At 65.1% G+C, this 19024-nt stretch carries 17 protein-coding genes; 12 read left to right on the plus strand and 5 right to left on the minus strand.

Features of this window, described 5'->3' with window-relative positions; genetic code table 11:
* Positions 1 to 12: 12 nt before the first annotated feature.
* Positions 13 to 1401, minus strand: a complete 1389-nt coding sequence (locus AIOL_RS11330) for a mitofilin family membrane protein (protein ID WP_049643071.1) — start codon at positions 1399 to 1401, stop codon at positions 13 to 15.
* 78 nt (positions 1402 to 1479) lie between these two features.
* Positions 1480 to 2268 carry a uroporphyrinogen-III synthase gene (locus AIOL_RS11335; protein WP_049643072.1) on the minus strand — a complete coding sequence of 263 codons (789 nt, stop codon included), beginning with the start codon at positions 2266 to 2268 and terminating at the stop codon, positions 1480 to 1482.
* Here AIOL_RS11335 and tsaD point away from each other — a divergent pair.
* From tsaD to AIOL_RS11355, 4 genes are all read left to right on the plus strand, one after another.
* Positions 2267 to 3337, plus strand: a complete 1071-nt coding sequence (gene tsaD, locus AIOL_RS11340; RefSeq protein WP_049643073.1) for a tRNA (adenosine(37)-N6)-threonylcarbamoyltransferase complex transferase subunit TsaD — start codon at positions 2267 to 2269, stop codon at positions 3335 to 3337. The genes AIOL_RS11335 and tsaD overlap by 2 nt on opposite strands.
* Positions 3334 to 4278: an NAD(P)H-dependent glycerol-3-phosphate dehydrogenase gene (locus AIOL_RS11345; protein WP_049643074.1), complete on the plus strand. Its 945-nt coding sequence runs from the start codon at positions 3334 to 3336 to the stop codon at positions 4276 to 4278. The genes tsaD and AIOL_RS11345 overlap by 4 nt, the downstream gene beginning before the upstream one ends.
* A gap of 4 nt (positions 4279 to 4282) precedes the next feature.
* Positions 4283 to 4702, plus strand: a complete 420-nt coding sequence (locus AIOL_RS11350) for an EVE domain-containing protein (protein ID WP_049643075.1) — start codon at positions 4283 to 4285, stop codon at positions 4700 to 4702.
* A gap of 115 nt (positions 4703 to 4817) precedes the next feature.
* On the plus strand, positions 4818 to 6647 hold the full coding sequence (locus tag AIOL_RS11355; RefSeq protein ID WP_049643076.1) for a M3 family oligoendopeptidase: 1830 nt from the start codon (positions 4818 to 4820) through the stop codon (positions 6645 to 6647).
* A 512-nt stretch (positions 6648 to 7159) separates the two neighbouring features.
* On the opposite strand, the gene AIOL_RS11360 is transcribed toward AIOL_RS11355, so the two are convergent.
* The 3 genes from AIOL_RS11360 to AIOL_RS11370 all read right to left on the minus strand — a co-directional run bounded on the left by AIOL_RS11360 (position 7160) and on the right by AIOL_RS11370 (position 10793).
* The gene (locus tag AIOL_RS11360; RefSeq protein ID WP_049643077.1) at positions 7160 to 7501 is read right to left on the minus strand and encodes a DUF2853 family protein; all 342 of its coding nucleotides are present in this window, start codon (positions 7499 to 7501) and stop codon (positions 7160 to 7162) included.
* Between the two features lie 141 nt (positions 7502 to 7642).
* Positions 7643 to 9205: a hypothetical protein gene (locus tag AIOL_RS11365; RefSeq protein WP_049643078.1), complete on the minus strand. Its 1563-nt coding sequence runs from the start codon at positions 9203 to 9205 to the stop codon at positions 7643 to 7645.
* A 16-nt stretch (positions 9206 to 9221) separates the two neighbouring features.
* Positions 9222 to 10793 carry an ArnT family glycosyltransferase gene (locus AIOL_RS11370; protein WP_049643079.1) on the minus strand — a complete coding sequence of 524 codons (1572 nt, stop codon included), beginning with the start codon at positions 10791 to 10793 and terminating at the stop codon, positions 9222 to 9224.
* Between AIOL_RS11370 and AIOL_RS11375 the strand changes: the two genes are divergently transcribed.
* The 8 genes from AIOL_RS11375 (at position 10792) to AIOL_RS11410 (ending at position 19020) form a co-directional block, all read left to right on the plus strand.
* The gene (locus tag AIOL_RS11375; protein WP_326973177.1) at positions 10792 to 11736 is read left to right on the plus strand and encodes an amidohydrolase; all 945 of its coding nucleotides are present in this window, start codon (positions 10792 to 10794) and stop codon (positions 11734 to 11736) included. The genes AIOL_RS11370 and AIOL_RS11375 overlap by 2 nt on opposite strands.
* A complete protein-coding gene (locus tag AIOL_RS11380) occupies positions 11733 to 12614 on the plus strand; it encodes a CobW family GTP-binding protein (RefSeq protein WP_049643081.1) in 882 nt (293 codons plus the stop codon). The genes AIOL_RS11375 and AIOL_RS11380 overlap by 4 nt, the downstream gene beginning before the upstream one ends.
* Positions 12615 to 12718: 104 nt before the next feature.
* Positions 12719 to 13720 (plus strand): LacI family DNA-binding transcriptional regulator, encoded by a 1002-nt coding sequence (locus tag AIOL_RS11385; RefSeq protein WP_049645405.1) that lies wholly within the window; start codon positions 12719 to 12721, stop codon positions 13718 to 13720.
* Between the two features lie 89 nt (positions 13721 to 13809).
* Complete coding sequence (locus AIOL_RS11390) at positions 13810 to 14640, plus strand: protein phosphatase 2C domain-containing protein (RefSeq protein ID WP_049643082.1); 831 nt, start codon at positions 13810 to 13812, stop codon at positions 14638 to 14640.
* Between the two features lie 147 nt (positions 14641 to 14787).
* Positions 14788 to 16074, plus strand: a complete 1287-nt coding sequence (locus AIOL_RS11395) for an ABC transporter substrate-binding protein (RefSeq protein WP_049643083.1) — start codon at positions 14788 to 14790, stop codon at positions 16072 to 16074.
* Positions 16075 to 16246: 172 nt separating this feature from the next.
* Positions 16247 to 17185: a carbohydrate ABC transporter permease gene (locus tag AIOL_RS11400; protein ID WP_049643084.1), complete on the plus strand. Its 939-nt coding sequence runs from the start codon at positions 16247 to 16249 to the stop codon at positions 17183 to 17185.
* Between the two features lie 237 nt (positions 17186 to 17422).
* Positions 17423 to 18259: a carbohydrate ABC transporter permease gene (locus AIOL_RS11405; RefSeq protein ID WP_049643085.1), complete on the plus strand. Its 837-nt coding sequence runs from the start codon at positions 17423 to 17425 to the stop codon at positions 18257 to 18259.
* A complete protein-coding gene (locus tag AIOL_RS11410; RefSeq protein WP_049643086.1) occupies positions 18256 to 19020 on the plus strand; it encodes an SDR family oxidoreductase in 765 nt (254 codons plus the stop codon). The genes AIOL_RS11405 and AIOL_RS11410 overlap by 4 nt, the downstream gene beginning before the upstream one ends.
* The last annotated feature ends 4 nt before the right edge of the window (positions 19021 to 19024 follow it).

Below are 19024 nucleotides of genomic sequence, written 5' to 3' on the forward strand. Positions count from 1 at the left end.
CGCGGGGCGTCCTTATTGCTCGTTAAGCTGTGCCGCCAAGGCAGCGGCGGCGGATTTGGCCTCCCCAAGCGCGGTGGCCTGGGCAATCCAGTCGGCAAATAACGTCTTTGCTGCGTCGGGCAACGCCTCTAGCTCGGCCAGCGCGCCGGGCAGATCGCCCTGCCCCAAAGCGCCTTCGGCGCGGCTCAGCACCGCGTCCGGGTCGCTGCCCGCGCGCGGCTCCAAGGAGCGCGCCCCAAGCTGCGCCATAATGAAGGACGCCAGAGGGCTGCCCGAGCCGTCACCGGCGGCCTCTCGCGAGGCGACGTTGAGGGCGGCACGCGCGGCCTCTGGGAACGCCTCTTGCAGCGCGCCCAAGGACGGCGCGCCCTCCGAGGCCACGGCGGTCAGCGCCGCGGGGGCGGCAATGCCGGATTTCTGGCCAAAGGTCGCCAGCGGCGCGGCAAAGCCCGTGCCGGCATCCAAAGCGGCCTGGACCTGCGCCAAAGCGGCCTCTGCGGCCAAGCGCTCGGCGGCCTTCTGTGCTGCCTGCTCCGAGGCCAAAGCCTCGGCCTGCGCGGCCTCGATCACCGCCAGCTGCGCACCCAAGTCGGTCTCGATCTGCGCCATCGCCTCGGTCTGCGAGGCCTGCATCGTGGCAAAGCGGCCCTCGATAGTCGCCAGGATATCCGCAAGCTGCTTTTCATAGGCCTGCGCGACCTCTTGCGGCAGCTGCGCCTCTGGGATGGGCTGCAGCGCCAGCTCGGCAAGCTGGGCGCGGGTCTCGGCCAGACCCGCGGCCAGCTCTTGGACCGCGGCGCCGGTATCGGCATCCGCCGCGCCCTGGGCCTCTAGCGCGGCCTGCAGCTCGGTCAGATCGGCGCCGGCTTGCAGGGCGGCGATGGCCTCTGCGCGGGTGGATTGCTCGGCGGCGAGAGCGTCCCTTAGGGCCGCGATCTCGCTCTGGCTCTGCCCAAGCTGGTCCTGCAAGGCGGACAGATCAGCGGAACTGGACCCGCCCAGCGAAATCCAGCCCTGCTGGTTGCCAAAGTATAGCACTCCGGCGCCCAGGCCAGCCGCGATCACACCGCCCAGAACGAGCTGGAAGAACCCGACGCGCTGAACTTCGGTGACCGGGGCGACGGGCGCAGGCGCGGCCTGCGGGGCGTCGTGATCGGGCTCGGGAATGTCCTGCGGGGCCTCGGGGTCTTCGACCGGCTCGGCCTCGGTCTCGGCCTCTGCCGCTTCACCGGTGGCGTGTTCCTCGCCCAGCAACAAGGTCGTCTCGACGATGTCGTCAGACTCTTCCAGGGCGTCCTCGGGCGTTGGGATCTCAGCGCCTTCAATGGCCACATCCGGAGCCTTATCCGGCAGTATATCTTCAGAGCCTTTGGACCGTTCGGGATCTTTTGCGTCCGCCAATGTCTCTAGACCTTTCGAATCGGTTCATGTCGCGAATATCTGCGCCACGGTTCAGAATAAACCGCGAGGCGTGCCGCCTCAAGCGGCGGCTTGGGTCCAAAACGTCGCGACCAGGTCCAGCATCGCCGCGGCGTCTGGATTTTGTGCGATTGCGAGCCGCGCGGGCGCGGGGCCGCCATAGGCCTGCGCGGCGCCGGCGCTGATCGCCGCCAACCAAAGCGGTGCTGCGGCGTTCTGCACGGCCTGCCCCAAGAGCCGCGCCGAGCGCGCAGAAAAGACCGGCGCGACGATGGGGCGGGCGGCGATCAACGCGGCCTCGGCCTGCGCCGTCAGGGGCTGCGCGAGCTGCTCATAGGCGACCAGGGATTGCGCCTGCAGGCCCTGCCCGGCCAGCTCTGCCACAATATCGGTGCCCACATGGTCGCCGCGCGCGTGCCAGATCGGCCCAAGCGGGCGTTCGGTGACCAAGAGCTGGACCAGCGCGGCGCCATCGCCCCCTGCGGAAACCGCCGTATAGCCCTGCGCGGTGGCCGCCTGGGCGGTGCGCGCGCCCACGCAATAGGCCCGCCTGCCCCGCGGCTGCGCGGCCCCAAGTGCTGCGACCCCATGCACCGAGGTGAAAACCAGCGCCGCATTAGGGTCTATGGGTGCGATCCCGCTCCGGTGCTGGATCTCGAGCAGCGGGGAGATCATGACCGCAATGCCGGCGCCCAGGCGCCGTCGGCACATATCGGCGAATTCCAGCGACTGTGCGTGGGGTCTGGTCAGCAAGAGGATCGGCTTGGCTCGCACATGCGCCTCGGGATTGATGCAGGCTCGCTGCGGTGTTACCCCGCAGGCCTTATCGGGCGCAACCGGCGGCACCATGAATGACGACCTAACCGTATTGGGGATCGAGAGCAGCTGTGACGACACGGCGGCTGCGGTGCTGCGTGGGCGGGAGATCCTGTCGAGCGTCGTCATGGGCCAAGCCGAGCTGCACGCGGCCTTCGGCGGCGTGGTGCCTGAGATCGCCGCGCGGGCGCATGCCGAAAAGCTGGATCACGCGGTCGAGGCCGCCTTGGCGCAGGCCGGCGTTGAGCTGCGCGCGCTGGACGCCATCGCGGTCACCGCTGGACCCGGTTTGATCGGCGGGGTGCTGTCCGGGGTGATGTGCGCCAAGGGGCTGGCCGCGGCGACCGGCAAGCCCTTGATCGGGGTCAATCATTTGGCCGGGCACGCCCTGACGCCGCGGCTGACGGACGGGCTGGGCTTTCCCTATCTGATGCTTCTTGTCTCGGGCGGGCATTGCCAGTTCCTGGTCGTGCGCGGCCCAGAGGAATTCACCCGCCTGGGCGGCACGATTGATGACGCCCCGGGCGAGGCTTTCGACAAGGTGGCCAAGCTCTTGGGGCTGGCGCAGCCGGGCGGCCCGGTGGTCGAGGCCGAGGCCCGGCGGGGCGATCCCAAGCGCTTTGCGCTGCCGCGGCCGCTGCTGGATCGTCCTGGCTGTGACATGTCCTTCTCGGGGCTGAAGACGGCGGTGCTGCGCGCCCGCGACGCGCTTGTGACGGAGAAGGGCGGCATAACGGCCCAGGATCGCGCGGATATCTGCGCCAGCTTCCAAGCCGCGGTGGCGGATGTGCTGGCCGAGAAGACCCGGCGGGCCCTGGCGCTTGCGCCCGGGATGGGGGCGCTGGCGGTGGCGGGCGGCGTGGCGGCGAACGGGACCATCCGTGCCGCGCTCGAGACCGTCGCCGCGCAGGATCGCGCCACATTCGTGGCGCCGCCGCTTAAGCTTTGCACCGATAACGCGGCTATGATCGCCTGGGCCGGGGCGGAGCTTTTTGCAGGTGGTCAGCGCGATGGGATGGATCTAGCCGCAAGGCCGCGCTGGCCCCTGGACCAGACCAGCACGCCGATGCTGGGCGGCGGCAAGCGCGGGGCCAAGGCGTGATCGCGGTTCTGGGCGCGGGCGCCTTTGGTGCGGCCCTTGCGGTGGCCCTGGCGCGGGGCGACAAACAGGTGACGTTGTGGGCGCGCACAGGCGCCGAAGACATCGCCCGCACCCGCAGGGTGCCCCGCCTGCCCGGCGTCGCATTGCCGGATGACATTTTGGTAACCGACACGCTGCAAGAGCTTGCCGCGGATGTGGTTTTATTGGCGGTGCCCGCGCAGTCCCTAGAGCCCCTTCTGATCACCTACCGCGATGATTTAGCCGGGAAATCTCTGGTCGCCTGCTGTAAGGGCATTAACCTGGAGACCGGCGAGGGCCCCACCGGCGTGATCGCGCGCTGCGTGCCCGATGCGCGGCCTGCGGTGCTGTCGGGCCCGAGCTTTGCCGCCGAGATCGGACGCGGCCTGCCCACCGCGCTGACCATCGCCGCCACCAAAGGCGCACAGGCCCTGCAGCAAGCGCTCGCCACCCCGTCGCTGCGGCTCTACCGCTCCGGCGACCCTGTCGGCGTTGAGGTCGGCGGCGCGCTGAAGAACGTCATCGCCATCGCCTGCGGCGCCGCCATTGGCGAGGGCATGGGCGAGAGCGCGCGGGCGGCCCTTATGACGCGGGGCTTTGCCGAGATGCAGCGGCTTGGGCAGGCCATGGGCGCGCGGCCAGAGACGCTGACGGGCCTGTCTGGCCTGGGCGATCTGGCGCTGACCTGCGGCTCGGATCTGTCGCGCAACTTCCGCCACGGCCAGGCCCTGGCGCGGCAGGACAGGCTTGACCCCGCCGTCACGGTCGAGGGCGTCGCCACGGCGCGGGCCGCCGCCTCGGTTGCGGCGCGGCTTGGCCTCGAGCTGCCGATCACTCAGGCGGTTGTGGATTTCTGCGCCGGACAGGCCGGGATCGCCGAGACCATTCAGGGCTTGCTCAACCGGCCGCTTCGGGCAGAATAGGCGCATGCAGTATTGGCTATTCAAATCAGAGCCCTCCACCTGGTCATGGGATGACCAAGTGGCCAAGGGCGACACGGGCGAGGAATGGGACGGCGTGCGCAACTACCAGGCCCGCAACAACATGCGCCTGATGAAGCTGGGCGACCGCGGGTTCTTCTACCACTCGCAATCCGAGAAGGCCGTGGTCGGCCTGGTCGAGGTGATCGCCGAGAGCCACCCCGACAGCACCACCGATGACGCGCGCTGGGAATGCGTGGACATCAAGGCGGTGGCCCCGGTGGCGACCCCGGTGACCCTGCAGATGTGCAAAGAGGACCCGCGCCTGGCCGAGATGTCGCTGGTCAAGAACACCCGCCTGTCGGTGCAGCCGGTGACCGAGGCCGAATGGCGCGCGGTCTGCGAGATGGCCGGGGTCGCGCCCTAGCCCGGACCCCGCCGCCATATCGCCCTGCGAATGCGGCGCGCCACACAACCGTGCCTTGCCCCCAAAGCCCGCCGCGCCTATCTCTGTCGCAGCCACATATAAAGGACCGTTTACTATGCCGTTTCGCGATCTGCCGCGCCCTCTTCTTGACGCCAACGCCAATGGGGGGACGGGCGCCTTTGGCGACCTTCCGGAATGGGATCTGACGGATCTCTATGCCGCCCCGGACGCGCCGGAGCTGGACCGCGACATGGCATGGCTGGAGGCCGAATGCGCCGCATTCGCCGCCGACTACCAGGGCAAGCTTGCCGGGCTGACCGGAGCCGAGATGCTGGCATGCGTCGAGCGGCACGAGAAGATCGACATGATCCAGGGCCGCATCATGTCCTTTGCGGGCCTGCGCTATTACCAGCAGACCACCGACCCCGAGCGGGCGCAGTTCATGGGCAACTGCCAGCAGAAGATCACCGATTTCGCCACGCCGATGGTGTTCTTTACGCTCGAGATCAACCGCATCGAGGACGACGCGCTCGAGGCGATGTTCGCGGCCTCCGAGGCGCTGGCGCGCTACCGCCCCGTCTTCGAGCGGCTGCGCGCGATGCGCCCGCATCAGCTGTCGGACGAGCTCGAGCAGTTCCTGCATGACCAATCCGTGGTGGGCTCTGCCGCCTGGAACCGGCTCTTTGACGAGACCGTCGCGGGTCTGACCTTTCACGTAAACGGCGAGGAGCTGCCGCTAGAGGCCTGCACCACCCTGCTGACCGAAAAGGACCGCGACACCCGCGAGGCCGCCGCGCGCGAGCTGGCGCGGGTCTTTGGCGAGAATCTGGGCCTCTTCGCGCGCGTGCACAACACGCTCGCCAAGGAGAAAGAGATCGAGGATCGCTGGCGCAAGATGCCCAGCCCGCAGCATGGCCGCCACCTGGCCAACCATGTCGAGCCCGAGGTGGTCGAGGCGCTGCGCAACGCCGTGGTCGCGGCCTATCCCAAGCTCTCGCACCGCTACTACGAGCTAAAGCGCAAATGGCTGGGGCTCGACACGCTGCAGGTCTGGGACCGCAACGCGCCGCTGCCGCTGGAGGAGGACCGCGTGGTGCAATGGGGCGACGCCCGGGCGCTGGTGCTGGACGCCTATGCCGGGTTCGACCCCGAGATGGCCAAGCTGGCCGAGCCCTTCTTTGACCGCGGCTGGATCGACGCGGGCGTGAAGCCCGGCAAGGCCCCCGGCGCATTCGCCCACCCCACCGTGACCGACGTGCACCCCTATGTGATGCTGAACTACCTGGGCAAGCCGCGCGACGTGATGACGCTGGCGCATGAGCTGGGCCACGGCGTGCACCAGGTGCTGGCGGCGGATCAGGGCGAGCTGCTGAGCTCCACCCCCCTGACCCTGGCCGAAACCGCATCCGTGTTCGGCGAGATGCTGACCTTCCGCAAGATGCTGGAGGCCGCCGAGACCCCCGCGCAGCGCAAGGTTCTGCTGGCCAATAAGGTCGAGGACATGATCAACACGGTGGTCCGCCAGATCGCGTTCTACGACTTCGAATGCAAGCTGCACGCGGCCCGCGCGGGCGGCGAGCTGACACCGGACCAGATCAACGAGATCTGGATGAGCGTGCAGGGCGAGAGCCTTGGCCCCGCCTTCACCTTCATGGAGGGCTATGAGAATTTCTGGTCCTACATCCCGCATTTCGTGCACTCGCCCTTCTACGTCTACGCCTACGCGTTCGGCGACGGGCTGGTGAACGCCTTGTATGCGGTCTACGCCGAGGGCGACGCGGGCTTCCAAGAGAAGTATTTCGAGATGCTGCGCGCGGGCGGGTCCAAGCACCACAAAGAGCTCTTGGCGCCCTTCGGGTTGGACGCGAGCGACCCCAGCTTCTGGGACAAGGGGCTGTCGATGATCTCGGGCTTCATCGACGAGTTGGAGGCGATGGAGGACTGAAGTGCTCTGCCTTTGACTTGAGCGATCAAGTTGAAGGCAAACGCTTGCGATGTCAGTGGGTTATGGCGCGATCTGCGTGTGAACCGGCCATCAAGGTCGGTTTCGCGCAAAGCTCGGCCCTGGGCCAAGCACAGGCAAGAAACGCAGCCAATGCGGTTGCCGAATGCGCGCCGCGCACGGAATCTTAGTATTGCCGATGTATTGGTGAGATAAAACGCGGAAACGCGCACACGGATGGAGGGTCTCGACCCCATCGAGACCCTCCATCACCCCACGTGCTCCCTCAGCACCACACGTGTATCGCAAATAAGGTCTCGACCATCCTGGCCTGTTCTTACGCTACACCACTTGCTCCGCTTTCACAAAGAAAGAGTGCCGCGAATTCGAGCTAAACTGTTCATATCCCCCAGCAAAACGCCCGCTATGGGAAGCGGGCGTTGGGAGTTTTTGCCGATGGCGCAGTGCCTTGGCCTATAGCTGCAAACCCGCATCCGGTTTTGCAGCGAAACGCTTTAGCCGTAGATCGACTCCTTGCCGAAATGCTTCACCAGCATGTAGTAGACCACCGCGCGGTATTTGTTGCGCTCGGACCGGCCATAGGTCTCGATCACAGAGTTGATCGCGTCCATAAGCTCGGGCCCGTCACGCAGGGCGAGTTTCTTGATAAGGAAGTTGTTTTTGACCGTCTCAAGCTCCTGCGGCTGGCTACCTGCGACTGTGGAGGCGTCCGCGTCATAGATCGACGGCCCGCAGCCAATCGTCACCTTGGTCAGCAGGGCCATGTCAGGCGACATGCCGCACTTGTTCTTCAAATCGTCGGCATACTGCGCGATGAGATCGTCTCTTTTACCCATTGGTCCCTCTCAAAATTTGGTCACGCGTAAACAAGGGCAGTCCCGCCCGCAAAGCGTGGCGCACAGTAACCAGGATTTCGATTTACACAAAGCTTGAATTTCCGCATGGCGAACATCCGCGCCTGCCGGCGCTAAGCTTGGCTATTGTTTCAGCTGCCATATGCGCGTGCCCTGGTCCGCGAATACTTGCGCGCCGGGCAGGCAATCAAAGACCCGCTCGCCCAGATCGGCGGAGACGAACAGGTACTCCGCCTCTGGGAATTCTAGCGACAGAAACGCGTCCAATTCAGGGCAATTGCTATTCGCCTTCAGCTGCCCACTGAGATTGGTCGCCGTGTGGAAGGCCCCACCAGGCAGCCACTCGCGCCCCTGCACGGTACCAAGCGATTGCAGATCGGCAATCGCGGGCAGCCACTCGCTCACCTCATCCGCGGCCCAATGGTCGGGGTTCAAAGCCACAATAGCGGCGCCGGGCGGCAGGTTGTCCCGCGCCCAGAGCATCGCCTGATAGTCGCCCGCGCGCATGGGTTCCAGCGCGTCAGACTTCCAATCGCTCACGGTCCCAAAGATGGTCATTCCGGCCGCGAAGCCCATCGGCACCAGGAACACGGCCGGGCGTCGAAAATCCTCGGATGTCCACCGCGCGCGCGGTCTAAGGCGCCCACTGATATCGCCGAGCAGCGGCACTGCAACCCGCCACAGCGCCGCAAAGCCCACCGCGGCGAGCACGCTGTTGGGGATCGTCACCGCCGTCTCGAAATGCCGCGGCGTGAGCGCCAGGATCAGAAAGGGCAGCAGCGGCCACAGGAAGGCGCGCCGCCGCAGGCACTCATAGCCGCCGACGATCGCGAAATAGGTCAGGAATGTCGGGAAGAGATGCGCCCGAAGCGCCCTGTAGTACTGCGCCGTGGAATGCTGGCTGGTGGCCATGGCGTCCCCCAAGGGCGCGAAACCGGTGTTCTGGCTGAGCCACCAAAGCCAGGGAGACAGGACCAGCAGCGCCGCCACCGCTCCCATGGTGCAGCCCCGCAGCGCCACCGACCAGCGCGGCGCTCGCGTTGCCACGACCATCACGCAGAGCAGCACCGCTGTCAGGCCCCATTCTAGATGCGACAGGATCGCGAGCCCCAGGCTCGCCCCCCCGGCCCAGGCCCAGCCCGCGCGCGGGCCGCTCATCGCCCAGGCAGTAAAGACCGCAGCGGCCATCGCAGCCATCGCAGCCATCGCCCCCGCGCTGCGCGTCAACCCGCCGCCCATGATTAGCCACTCATAGGATCGTTGCGTCAGGATCAGCACCACCAGGGCCAGCAGCACGCCCGACCAAGCCACACCATAGGCCCGCATCAGCGGCGCCAGCAACGCGATAAAGCCCACATGCAAGGCAAACGGCAAGTAACGCACAATTTCGAGCGTATCGACGCCCGTCACCCACGCGATGCTCGCGGCCAGCAGGAAACTCAGCGGCGGATAGCTGCCAGGGATCTCCAGCCCATTATACGGCACCACCGCGGGCAAACGCAGCCCGCCTTCATAGATCGCCTGCGTATGCACCCAGAACAACCCGCCATCATTCAGCGGCAGCGGCGCGCCGTAGATCAGGTAGAGCCGATGGCAAATCGCGCCGAGAACCAAGAGCCCAAAGAGCACCCAAACACCCAGAGAAACCCGGCGCGGGAACAGGTCTTCGAAAGGATCTGAGAGCATGCGGTGCCAACCTAAACTAATCGGCACCGTAGTACAGGTCGATCTGGAAGATCCAAACCTCATCTGTCTCGTAGAGCTGTATTAGGCGGGGATCCTCCAAATGGCAGTGCACGTGGAGGGTCGCGTAAACATACTGCGCCTCCGGCCAGTCCTCGGCGATCCTATCCACGAATTGCGGGCAGCCGAGGCTGCGCTTGAGGTGCCCGACCTTGCCAATATGCCTCGGAAAGTAGTCATCTGGCAGCCACTCGGTCGATTGGATCGTCGTCAGAGACTTCGCCTCTGTCAGCACCGGCATCCATTCTGAGACCTCGTCGGAGAACCATTCCTCCGGTGCGATCACCAAGATGTTGGCGCCCTCTTCTAGGTTCTCATTGACCCATTCAAACGCGTCCAGGTTCTCGTCGCTCAGCGAGGACATTATCCGCGGGTTGATGTCGCTGAACGAGCCAAAGAATGTCCACCCGGCACATAGCACCATTGGCACCCAGAACCGGCGCCAGTCAGAAATCACAAACACCCAGGACGGGGTAAAGCCGCGCCACTTGATGTCGCCCACGGCCTCTGTCAGCCACTGCCAGACCGCCGCCGCGCCCACGGTGGCAAGCACGGCATTGGGAACCACCGACACGTTGAAATAGTTGCGCGGGATAATCGCGATGATCGCGATGATCAGAAGCGGCCAGACAAACACCCGGCGGCGAAAGCACTCCCACGCCCCAATGATGCAGAAATAGGTCAGGAAGCTGGGGAACAACTGCGCGCGGGCTGTCCGATAGAACTGATGCGTGCCCCGCATAGAGCCCGATTGCGCGTTCTGGAACGGCTCCATCCCGTGATGCCCGATCACCCAGAGAAACCAGGGCACCGTCATCGCAAGCACGATCACCACGCCGATCGCCAGCACGCGCAGCCGGTGGCCCCAGCGATCCCCCAGCGAAAGGCAGGCCGCCACGCAGAACATAATGCCCAATATGCCCCACAGCAAATGCGTCAGCATCCCCAGCCCCGCCAGCACCCCCGCCAGCACCGCCAGCGCCAGGCTGTCGCGGCGCATCGCCCAGGCGCAGGCCGTGCCCGCGCTGATCGCAAACGCGGCCCCCGTGGCTCGCGTCAGCCCGCCGCCCATGATCAGCCACTCAAAGCTCTGGTAGATCAGGATCATCACCGCGAACGCCAGAAGCGCCCCGGTCATGGGAAAGCCGAAGCCGCGCAGGAACGGGATGATCATCACCACGTAAATCAAATGCACCGCGAACGGGTAGACCCGCAGCACCTGCACAATGTCGAGGCCCAAATACTGGTGCAGCGCCGCGCCGACCCAAAAGGCCAAAGGCGGATAGGCGAAGGGCAGCTCGGTATGGTTGTAGACCGCGCTCGGCGGCAGCCGCATGTCGTTCTCGGCGATGGCGGCGATGAATTCGTGGAACATGCCGCCATCAAGGATCGGCATCACATCGCTTTGGAAGTAAAACAGCCGGAACCCCAGCGCCAGCGCCACCACGCCGACCAGCGCAACCCATTGGCCGATCTGCGTCTGTTCAGGGAAAAGCTCTGCGAGCCGGTTCTCTCGGGATGGCAGTATCATCGCGGCGCTTCTTCAAAATCTGCACGTCAGAGAGCGGCTTAAGACGATGCTGCGCGTCACCGGCGAGGCGCGGTTCCCTGCCCGCGTTGTGCCGCTGAAGTTCTTCATGGGCCACACGCCGGAGGAGCTGGTGCAGATGGCCAGCGCCCTCAAAGCGCAATCCACCGACCGGCTGCGGCTGGGCCGGATCAAGGTGATCGCCGACGGCTCGATCCAGGGCTTCACCGCACGGCTGAAATGGCCCGGCTATTACAACGGCGCGCCGAACGGCCTGTGGTACATCGCGCCCGAGCAGCTGGCCGAGATCTACCGCCGCGCCTTGCAGGCCGGGGTGCCTGTGCACACGCACACAAATGGCGACCAGGCCACCGAGCTGGCGTTGGACCTGCTGGAGGATGGGTTGAAAACCCATCCTACCCCCGATCACTGCTTCACGCTGCAACACTGCCAGCTGGCGGATGCGGCGCAGTTCCGGCGCATGGCCAAGCTGGGGATGTGCGTGAACCTCTTTGCCAATCACCACTATTACTGGGGCGAAGAGCATTACTGGCTGACCCTGGGGCCAGAGCGCGCCACGCGGATGAACGCCTGCCGCACGGCCCTGGACAGCGGCGTGCCGATGGCGATCCATTCGGATGCGCCGGTGACGCCCCTGGCGCCTTTGTTCACCGCCTGGGCCGCGGTGAACCGCGTGACCGCCTCGGGCCGGGTGCAGGGCGAGGCCGAGCGCATCACGGTGGACGAAGCCCTGCGCGCGATCACCCTGGGCGCGGCCTACACGCTGCATCTGGATGGCGAGATCGGCTCTATCGAGACCGGCAAGCGCGCCGACTTCGCGGTGCTGGACGCAGACCCGACCGAATGCGATCCCATGGCGCTGAAGGACGTGCCCGTCTGGGGCACGGTGCAGGGCGGGCGGGTCTTTGCGGCGGCGGATCAGTGAGCCTACCGGTCACGGTCATCGGCGGCTACCTGGGGGCGGGCAAGACCACCCTGATCAATCGGCTCCTGCGGCAGTCAGACGGCGCGCGGCTGGCGATCCTGGTCAACGAGTTCGGCGCGCTGCCGATTGACGCCGATCTGATCGAGCAGCGCAGCGATCGGATGATCGCGCTCGCTGGCGGCTGCATTTGCTGCTCCTTCGGCGACAACCTGGTGGGCGCGCTGCAGGAGTTGGCAGGTCTTTCCCCTGCCCCGCACCAGGTCATCATCGAGGCCTCGGGCGTCTCGATCCCTTCGGCGATTGCCGCCAGCGTGTCGCTGCTGCCGGGGTTCCGCCTGTTCGGTACGGTGGTGCTGGCGGATGCCGAGACGGTGCGGGGCCAGGCAGAGGACCCCTATATCGGCGATACGATCACGCGGCAGTTGGGCGACGCGGATCTGGTGCTGCTGACGAAATGCGACCTTGTGGCGCCCGATGCGGTCGGCGCCACGTCCGCTTGGGTGGCGGAGGCCTCGAACGGCGCGCCGGTCATCGCCGTCACCGGCGGCGCGGCGCCGCGGGAGGTTCTGTTGGACCTGCATCCCAGCGACGCGCGCCCCGCCGCCGCGCATGCCGACGCGCAGTTTGACAGCCTCATTCTGACGCCGCGCGGCGCCGTTGACGCCGACGCGATGGCCAGGGCGCTGGCGTCCAAGCGGCTGGGCGTGGTGCGCGCCAAGGGGTTCGTGCTGGACGCGGAGGGGGCTCTCTGGGCGATTCAGGTCACCGGGCGGCGCTGGGCGGTGACCCGGGCCAAGCCGGGCCAGCAGGTCGGCGTGGTCTGCATCGGACCCGCCGGGCAGCTCGATGACACCGCGCTTCAGGCCCTTCTCGACTGATCGGGACCCGCGCTCTTGATTTTTTCCGCGCGGCAAGAAATTGTAAAGCAGATGAAACTTTCGGGAAAGCCCGGCGCGTGACGCAGAAGACCAAGATCCGCAATATGGAGGAGTTCGCCGCGGCGAGTGGGATCTCGCGTCCCACGGTCTCTAAATACTTCAACGACCCCGACAGCGTGCGCGTCTCCACCCGAGAACGGATCGAGCGCGCGCTGGAGGCGCATGATTATCGCCCCAACATCTTTGCGATGAACCAGAACCGCAAGGCCACCAAGAATATCGGCATCGTGGTGCCCTATCTGGCCGACCCGGTGTTCGCCGAGATCGCGCGCAAGACCGAGCAGCGCTGCATCGACGCTGGGTTCCGCCCGACGCTTTACAGCGCGCATGGCCACCGCGAGCTTGAGGTCGAGATCCTGGACAGCCTGCGTTCGCTGAAACCCGCCGGGGTGCTGATGGCGCCCTTGGGGCGAGGCTCGGACCAGGCGGAGATCGAGAAGTTCTGCGCCGACGTGCCGACCATGCTCTTTGACAGCAATATCGAGGGCGTAGGCTTGGCCTTTAGCGGCTCTGACAACCCGCAATTCGCGCGGCTGGTGGTGGACTACCTGTGCCGCACCGGCGAGCCGCCCTGTTTCTTCGAGATGAAAAAGCCCGCCAACCCCAACGCCAACAAGCGCCGGCAGGCTTATATCGCCGCGATGGAGGCTCTGGGCCTGGACCCGCAGATCGTGAGCATCGACGGCGAGGGCTGGTCCTTTGAGGAGATCGGGCGCCTCGGCGGCATCAAGGCCCTTTCAGAGAACGCCTTTGCCACCAACACCATCCTATGCAGCAACGACCGCCTGGCCATTGGGTTCCTGGTGGCCTGCTACGAGCGCGGCCTGCCCGTGGGCCTGGCCGAGGGCAGCGCGATCCGCGTCGCCGGCATGGATGACCACCCCTTCTCGCGCTACACCTGCCCGCCGCTGACCACCATCGCACAGGATTTCGACGCCGTGTCCGGGCATGCGGTGGACACCCTGTTCCGCGCCATAGAGGGCGAGGAGATAGAGCAACGAACCGTTCTGTTCGAAGGCAAGCTGGTGATGCGGCAATCCGCCTAAGCTGATCGCCCCTCATAACGCGCCGTTGGCGCGCGCTCCGGGATGTGCCAGGCTCAACCAGCCGTTCCCCCATCACATTGGACCCGCAGATGCATCTCGAAACACTTCAGTCGATCAGCCTGAATGGCAGCCCGGGCCGCCCAAATGACGACCGGTACGGGGCCACCTCGCATCTGGCCTGGGTGATAGATGGCGCCACCGACATGGGCGCGCCAGGGCTTCTGGGCGGGCAAGGCGGCGCGGCCTGGCTGGCCTCCGCCGCCAGCCAGGTCTTTGCAACGGCAGAAGGTTCTGGCGACTTCCGTTCCACCTGCCAGGGCGTGTTCGCGCAGATCGAGACGCGGTTCCACCAGCAGAAATCCAGGGACGTCACCGCCGCCTGGGAAGTCCCCAAGGCCGCGTTTGCGGCTCTGCAGCTGGCACCCGGCAAGCTTTCCGTTGCTTGGGCGGCGGATTGCCCGATCCTGCAGATCTCTGGTGACGACATCCGCTGGTGCACCGGCACGCCCAATACAGGCGCAGAGGCGGCGGACGCGCTGGCGCTGGGTGAAGGCATTGGTGCGACCCAAGGCATAACCGGCGCGGTTCTTGAGGATCGACGCGCGCATAGAGCCCGCCCCGATCACGTCGCGCTCAGCACCAACGGGCAAGCCTCTGCCAATGTGACCAGCTATGCGGACCACCCCGTTTCTGAGGGCGACGAGCTGCTCTTGATGAGTGACGGGTTTGCCAGCCTTGTGACCGACTACAAGCGGTACTCCGCGGGTCAGCTCGCCGAGGCGGTTAGGTCCAAAGGACTGGCGCAGGTGGCGGAAGAGATTCGCGCCGTTGAAGCGGAGGATGCCGCCTGCCTGCGCTTTCCTCGGTTCAAAATCAGCGACGATGCGACGGCGCTTTGGCTTCGCGTCGCTGCTGGGTGAGCGTGATTCCTCGCTCGTTTTTGGGGGCTTGGGCCTTTAGTTGGGGCGAATAAACTTCAAAAGTTATCGCGCGTAAAATTTATATTGACCCCGTGATGAGTTTTTGTCACCCTACCCAAAGCAGTTAATGCACTTAGGGAGGAAACCATGAAAGCATTACAGGCTTCAGCGCTCGCGCTGATGGCAGCGACCGGATTTGCACAAGCCGGGTCGCACGCGTCCGAACTCACGATCGCCATCGTGAACAACGGTCACATGATCAACATGCAGAAGGTCGCAGAGGCCTACACCGCCGAGACCGGCGTCAAGCTGAAATGGGTGTCGCTGGAAGAAGGCGTTCTGCGCGAGCAGGTCACCTCGGACACCGCCACCGGTGGCGGTCAGTACGACGTCATCAATATCGGCATGCAGGAAGCGCCGATCTGGGGCGCTGCAGGCTGGATCGAGCCGCTTGAGTTCGGCGCCGAGTACGACATGGACGACATCCTGCCCGCAATCCGCGCAGGCCTGTCCCATGAGGGCACCATGTACGCCGCGCCTTTCTACGGCGAATCGTCCATGGTCATGTATCGCAAGGACCTGACCGACGCCGCTGGCGTCAGCGTTGCTGACAACGACAGCTGGGACAACATCAAGGCCGCCGCGGCTGCCATGCATGACCCCGACAACGGCGTTTACGGCGCCTGCCTGCGCGGCAAGCCCGGCTGGGGCGACAACATGGCGTTCATCACGACCATGGTGAACTCCTTCGGTGGCGCATGGTTCGACGCGGACTTTAAACCCACCATCGACAGCGACGAGTGGCGCGCTGCGATCAACTTCTACGTTGATCTGCTGGGCAACTACGGCCCTCCGGGCTCGGAAGGCAACTCGTTCAACGAGATCCTGGCGCTCTACAACGAAGGCAAGTGCGGCATGTGGATCGACGCGACGATCGCGGCCTCCTTCCTGGAAGTTGACGGCGTTGCATACGCTCAGTCGCCGAACGCTGGTAACCCAGTTGGCGCGAACTGGCTGTGGGCTTGGGCCATGGCTGTGCCGACCGGCACTGCAAACACCGATGAGGCGAAGGCCTTCATCGAGTGGGCCACCTCGAAAGAGTACGTCCAGGCCGTGGCGAACCACCCTGACTTCGGCTGGGGCTCTGTTCCGACCGGTCAGCGTGCGTCGACCTACATGTTCGACGAGTTCAAGGCCGTTGCAAGCTTTGCGGGCGCCGAGATGGCAGCGATCGAATCCGCGGCTCCTGAAGCAACCGACCTGAAGCCTTACGTCGGCGTTCAGTTTGCTGCGATCCCTGAGTTCCCGCAGGTTGGTTCCGCGGTCGCACAGGAAATGGCAGCGGCTCTGTCCGGCGCCAAGTCGGTGGACGAAGCTCTGGCGGCATCCCAAGCCGCAGCGGACGCCATCATGTCCGAGGCCGGTTACTACTAACCGGTTGACGAGACCAAGGAAGGGCCCGGTAGCCTACGGGCCCTTCTCCCTAAACCTCCAGCCGATTGCATTGCCCCGCCGCCCTGCGGCAGTATCACCAGCAAGGCAACCGGCGCTCCGCCTCGCCGCTAACGTCCTGCGCCTTTCGCTTTGCCAAGGGTATAGTTGAGCCATGTCCGACAGAACGCTTCCTCGCCTGCTACAGACCCCCGCGGTTCTTCTGCTGCTGGTCTGGATGCTCGTCCCCCTGGGAATGACGCTTTTCTTCTCGTTCATCCGCTACGTGCTGAACAGCCTGCGCCGCCCGGAATGGACCTCGCCGTCGATCGACAACTGGCGCGGCTTTGGCAACTACCAGTTCGTCTGGAACAATGACGGGTTCTGGCTGGCGATCTACAACTCGGTCTTCATCGTGACCTCCATTGTCGTCTTCACCGTGATCTTCGGGCTGGCGATTGCGATCCTGGTCAACCGCAGCTTCCCCGGTCGCGGCATCGTGCGGGTGCTGCTGATCTCGCCCTTCTTCGTGATGCCCGCGGTGAACGCGGTACTTTGGATCAACATGATCCTGGACCCGGTGCTGGGCCTGCAGGGGATCGCCGTGGCGGGCCTGAATGAGATGATCGACGGGCTGCGGGACTTCCCGGTGCTGGGCGGGTTCTTCTCGCTCTGGCCAGAGCTCTCTCCGATCAGCTTCCGCGCCACGCAGACCAGCGCCTACGCCGTGATCATTATGGTCACCTGGCAGTGGACGCCCTTTGCGGTGCTGATCTTCATGACGTCGCTGCAATCCGAGGACCAGCAGCAGAAGGAGGCCGCCATCCTGGACGGCGCGGGCAAGTGGTCGATGTTCCGCAACCTGACGCTGCCGCATCTGGGCCGCCCCATCGCCATCGTGGTGATGATCCAGGCGATCTTTCACCTGTCGCTCTACGCCGAGATCGAGATCGTCAGCCGCGGCAACGGCAACAAGAACCTGCCCTACCTGATCGGCGAGTTCGCCACCAACAACATCGGCGCGGCCTCTGCTGCGGGCATCTTCGCCGTGATCCTTGCCAACGTAATCGCGATCTTCCTGCTTCGGATGGTCGGCAAAACATTGATGGATTGAGGGGGGCATCGCAGTGACACAGGACCAAAGCGCCAACAACTCGTGCCATCCCGGGCCAACGATGAGCCTGCGCGCAGCCGCGCTTGCCGGCACCAGATGCAACGGGACCCAAGCCGTGCAACCGCGCGTCTTACGGAAACCTGGCTTTGCCTGGCGCATGGATTGCGCCCAACATCATTCCCATAGCGACCTCCAGGTCGGCCGCTGCCCAGGCGCGTTGCAAGGAGGCATGTAACCATGGCGATCGTCGCACAAGAATCCCGACTGAGCCGCGTGCTTTGGCCCATCCTGGCCTGGACCATCGCGATCATCTTCTTCTTCCCGATCTTCTGGCTGGTCTTCACCAGCTTCAAGACCGACGCCGACGCGGTGAAGCCCGAGCATCTGATCTTCTTCACGCCGACGCTGGAGAACTACATCAACATGACCGAGAACTATGACTATTGGCGCTTTGCCATCAACTCGGTCATCACCAGCGTTTTCGCCACGCTGTTCGCGCTGATCGTGGGCGTGCCCTGCGCCTATGCGATGGCGTTCAACCCCACCCGCGCGACCAAAGACATCCTGATGTGGATGCTGTCGACCAAGATGCTGCCCGCGGCGGCGGTGCTTTACCCGATGACGTTCCTGACCAAGAACTTCCTGGGGATCTACGACACGCATTTCCTGGTGATCGTGGTCTTATGCCTGATCAACCTGCCCATCGTGATCTGGATGCTCTTTACCTATTTCAAGGAGATCCCTAAGGAGATCATCGAGGCGGGCAAGATGGACGGCGTCTCGACCTGGGGCGAGATCAAGGACATCCTGATCCCGCTGGCCTGGGGCGGCGTGGCCTCCACCGCGTTGTTGTGCTTTATCTTCTGCTGGAACGAGGCCTATTGGACCGTGCGCCTGACGACGACTGAGGCGGCGACGCTATCCAAGCTGATCGAGGGTAACCGCGCGCCGGAGGGACTGTTCTTTGGCCGCCTATCCGCCGTCTCGGCAGCGGCAGTGGGGCCCATCGTGGTGCTCGGCTGGTTCTGCCAAAAACAGCTCGTGCAGGGCCTAACATTCGGAGCAGTGAAATGACGTTCGATCCGGCCCCCACCAACCTTGCGGGCAAGACCTGCGTCGTCACCGGCGCGGCAGGCGGCATCGGCTCGGCCATTGTCGAGCATTACGCCGCCCTCGGCGCCCGCGTTTTTGCCACAGATGTCGGCGCCGATCCCGGGCTGCCCGCAGACTACCAGGCCTTTGATCTGCTCAGCGAGGACGGGCTGGCCGCGGCCTGCGACTGGATCGCCTCCGCGCAGCCGGATGTCTTCGTCAATAACGCGGCGTTGTTCGACATGGGCTCTGTTCTGGAGGCCGACCTGGCGCAGTATGACCGCCTGTTCGGCCTGAATGTGCGGGCGATGTACGCACTGATGCAGGCCGCGGCCAAGTCGATGGTGGCCACGGGCACGCGAGGCTCGATCATCAACCTCGCCAGCCAGGCGGGGCATCGCGGCGAGGCGCTGGTTGCGCATTACTGCGCCTCCAAGGCCGCGGTTATCAGCTACACCCAATCCGCCGCCCTGGCCCTGGCGCCGCATAAGATCCGCGTGAACGCCATCAGCCCCGGCGTGGTGGACACGCCAATGTGGAAAGAGGTGGACGCGCTCTTTGCCCGCTTCGAAGGCAAAGAGATCGGCCAGAAGAAACGCGAGGTCGGCGAGGCGGTGCCGCTGGGCCATATGGGGCGCCCCTTCGAGATCGCCCGCGTGGCCGTGTTCCTGGCCAGCGCGCAGTCCGACTATATCACCGCGCAGACGCTCAGCGTCGATGGCGGCAACGTGCTGAGGATGTGAGGCG

The organism is Candidatus Rhodobacter oscarellae, from assembly GCF_001078595.1.
Lineage (GTDB): Bacteria > Pseudomonadota > Alphaproteobacteria > Rhodobacterales > Rhodobacteraceae > Rhodobacter_B > Rhodobacter_B oscarellae.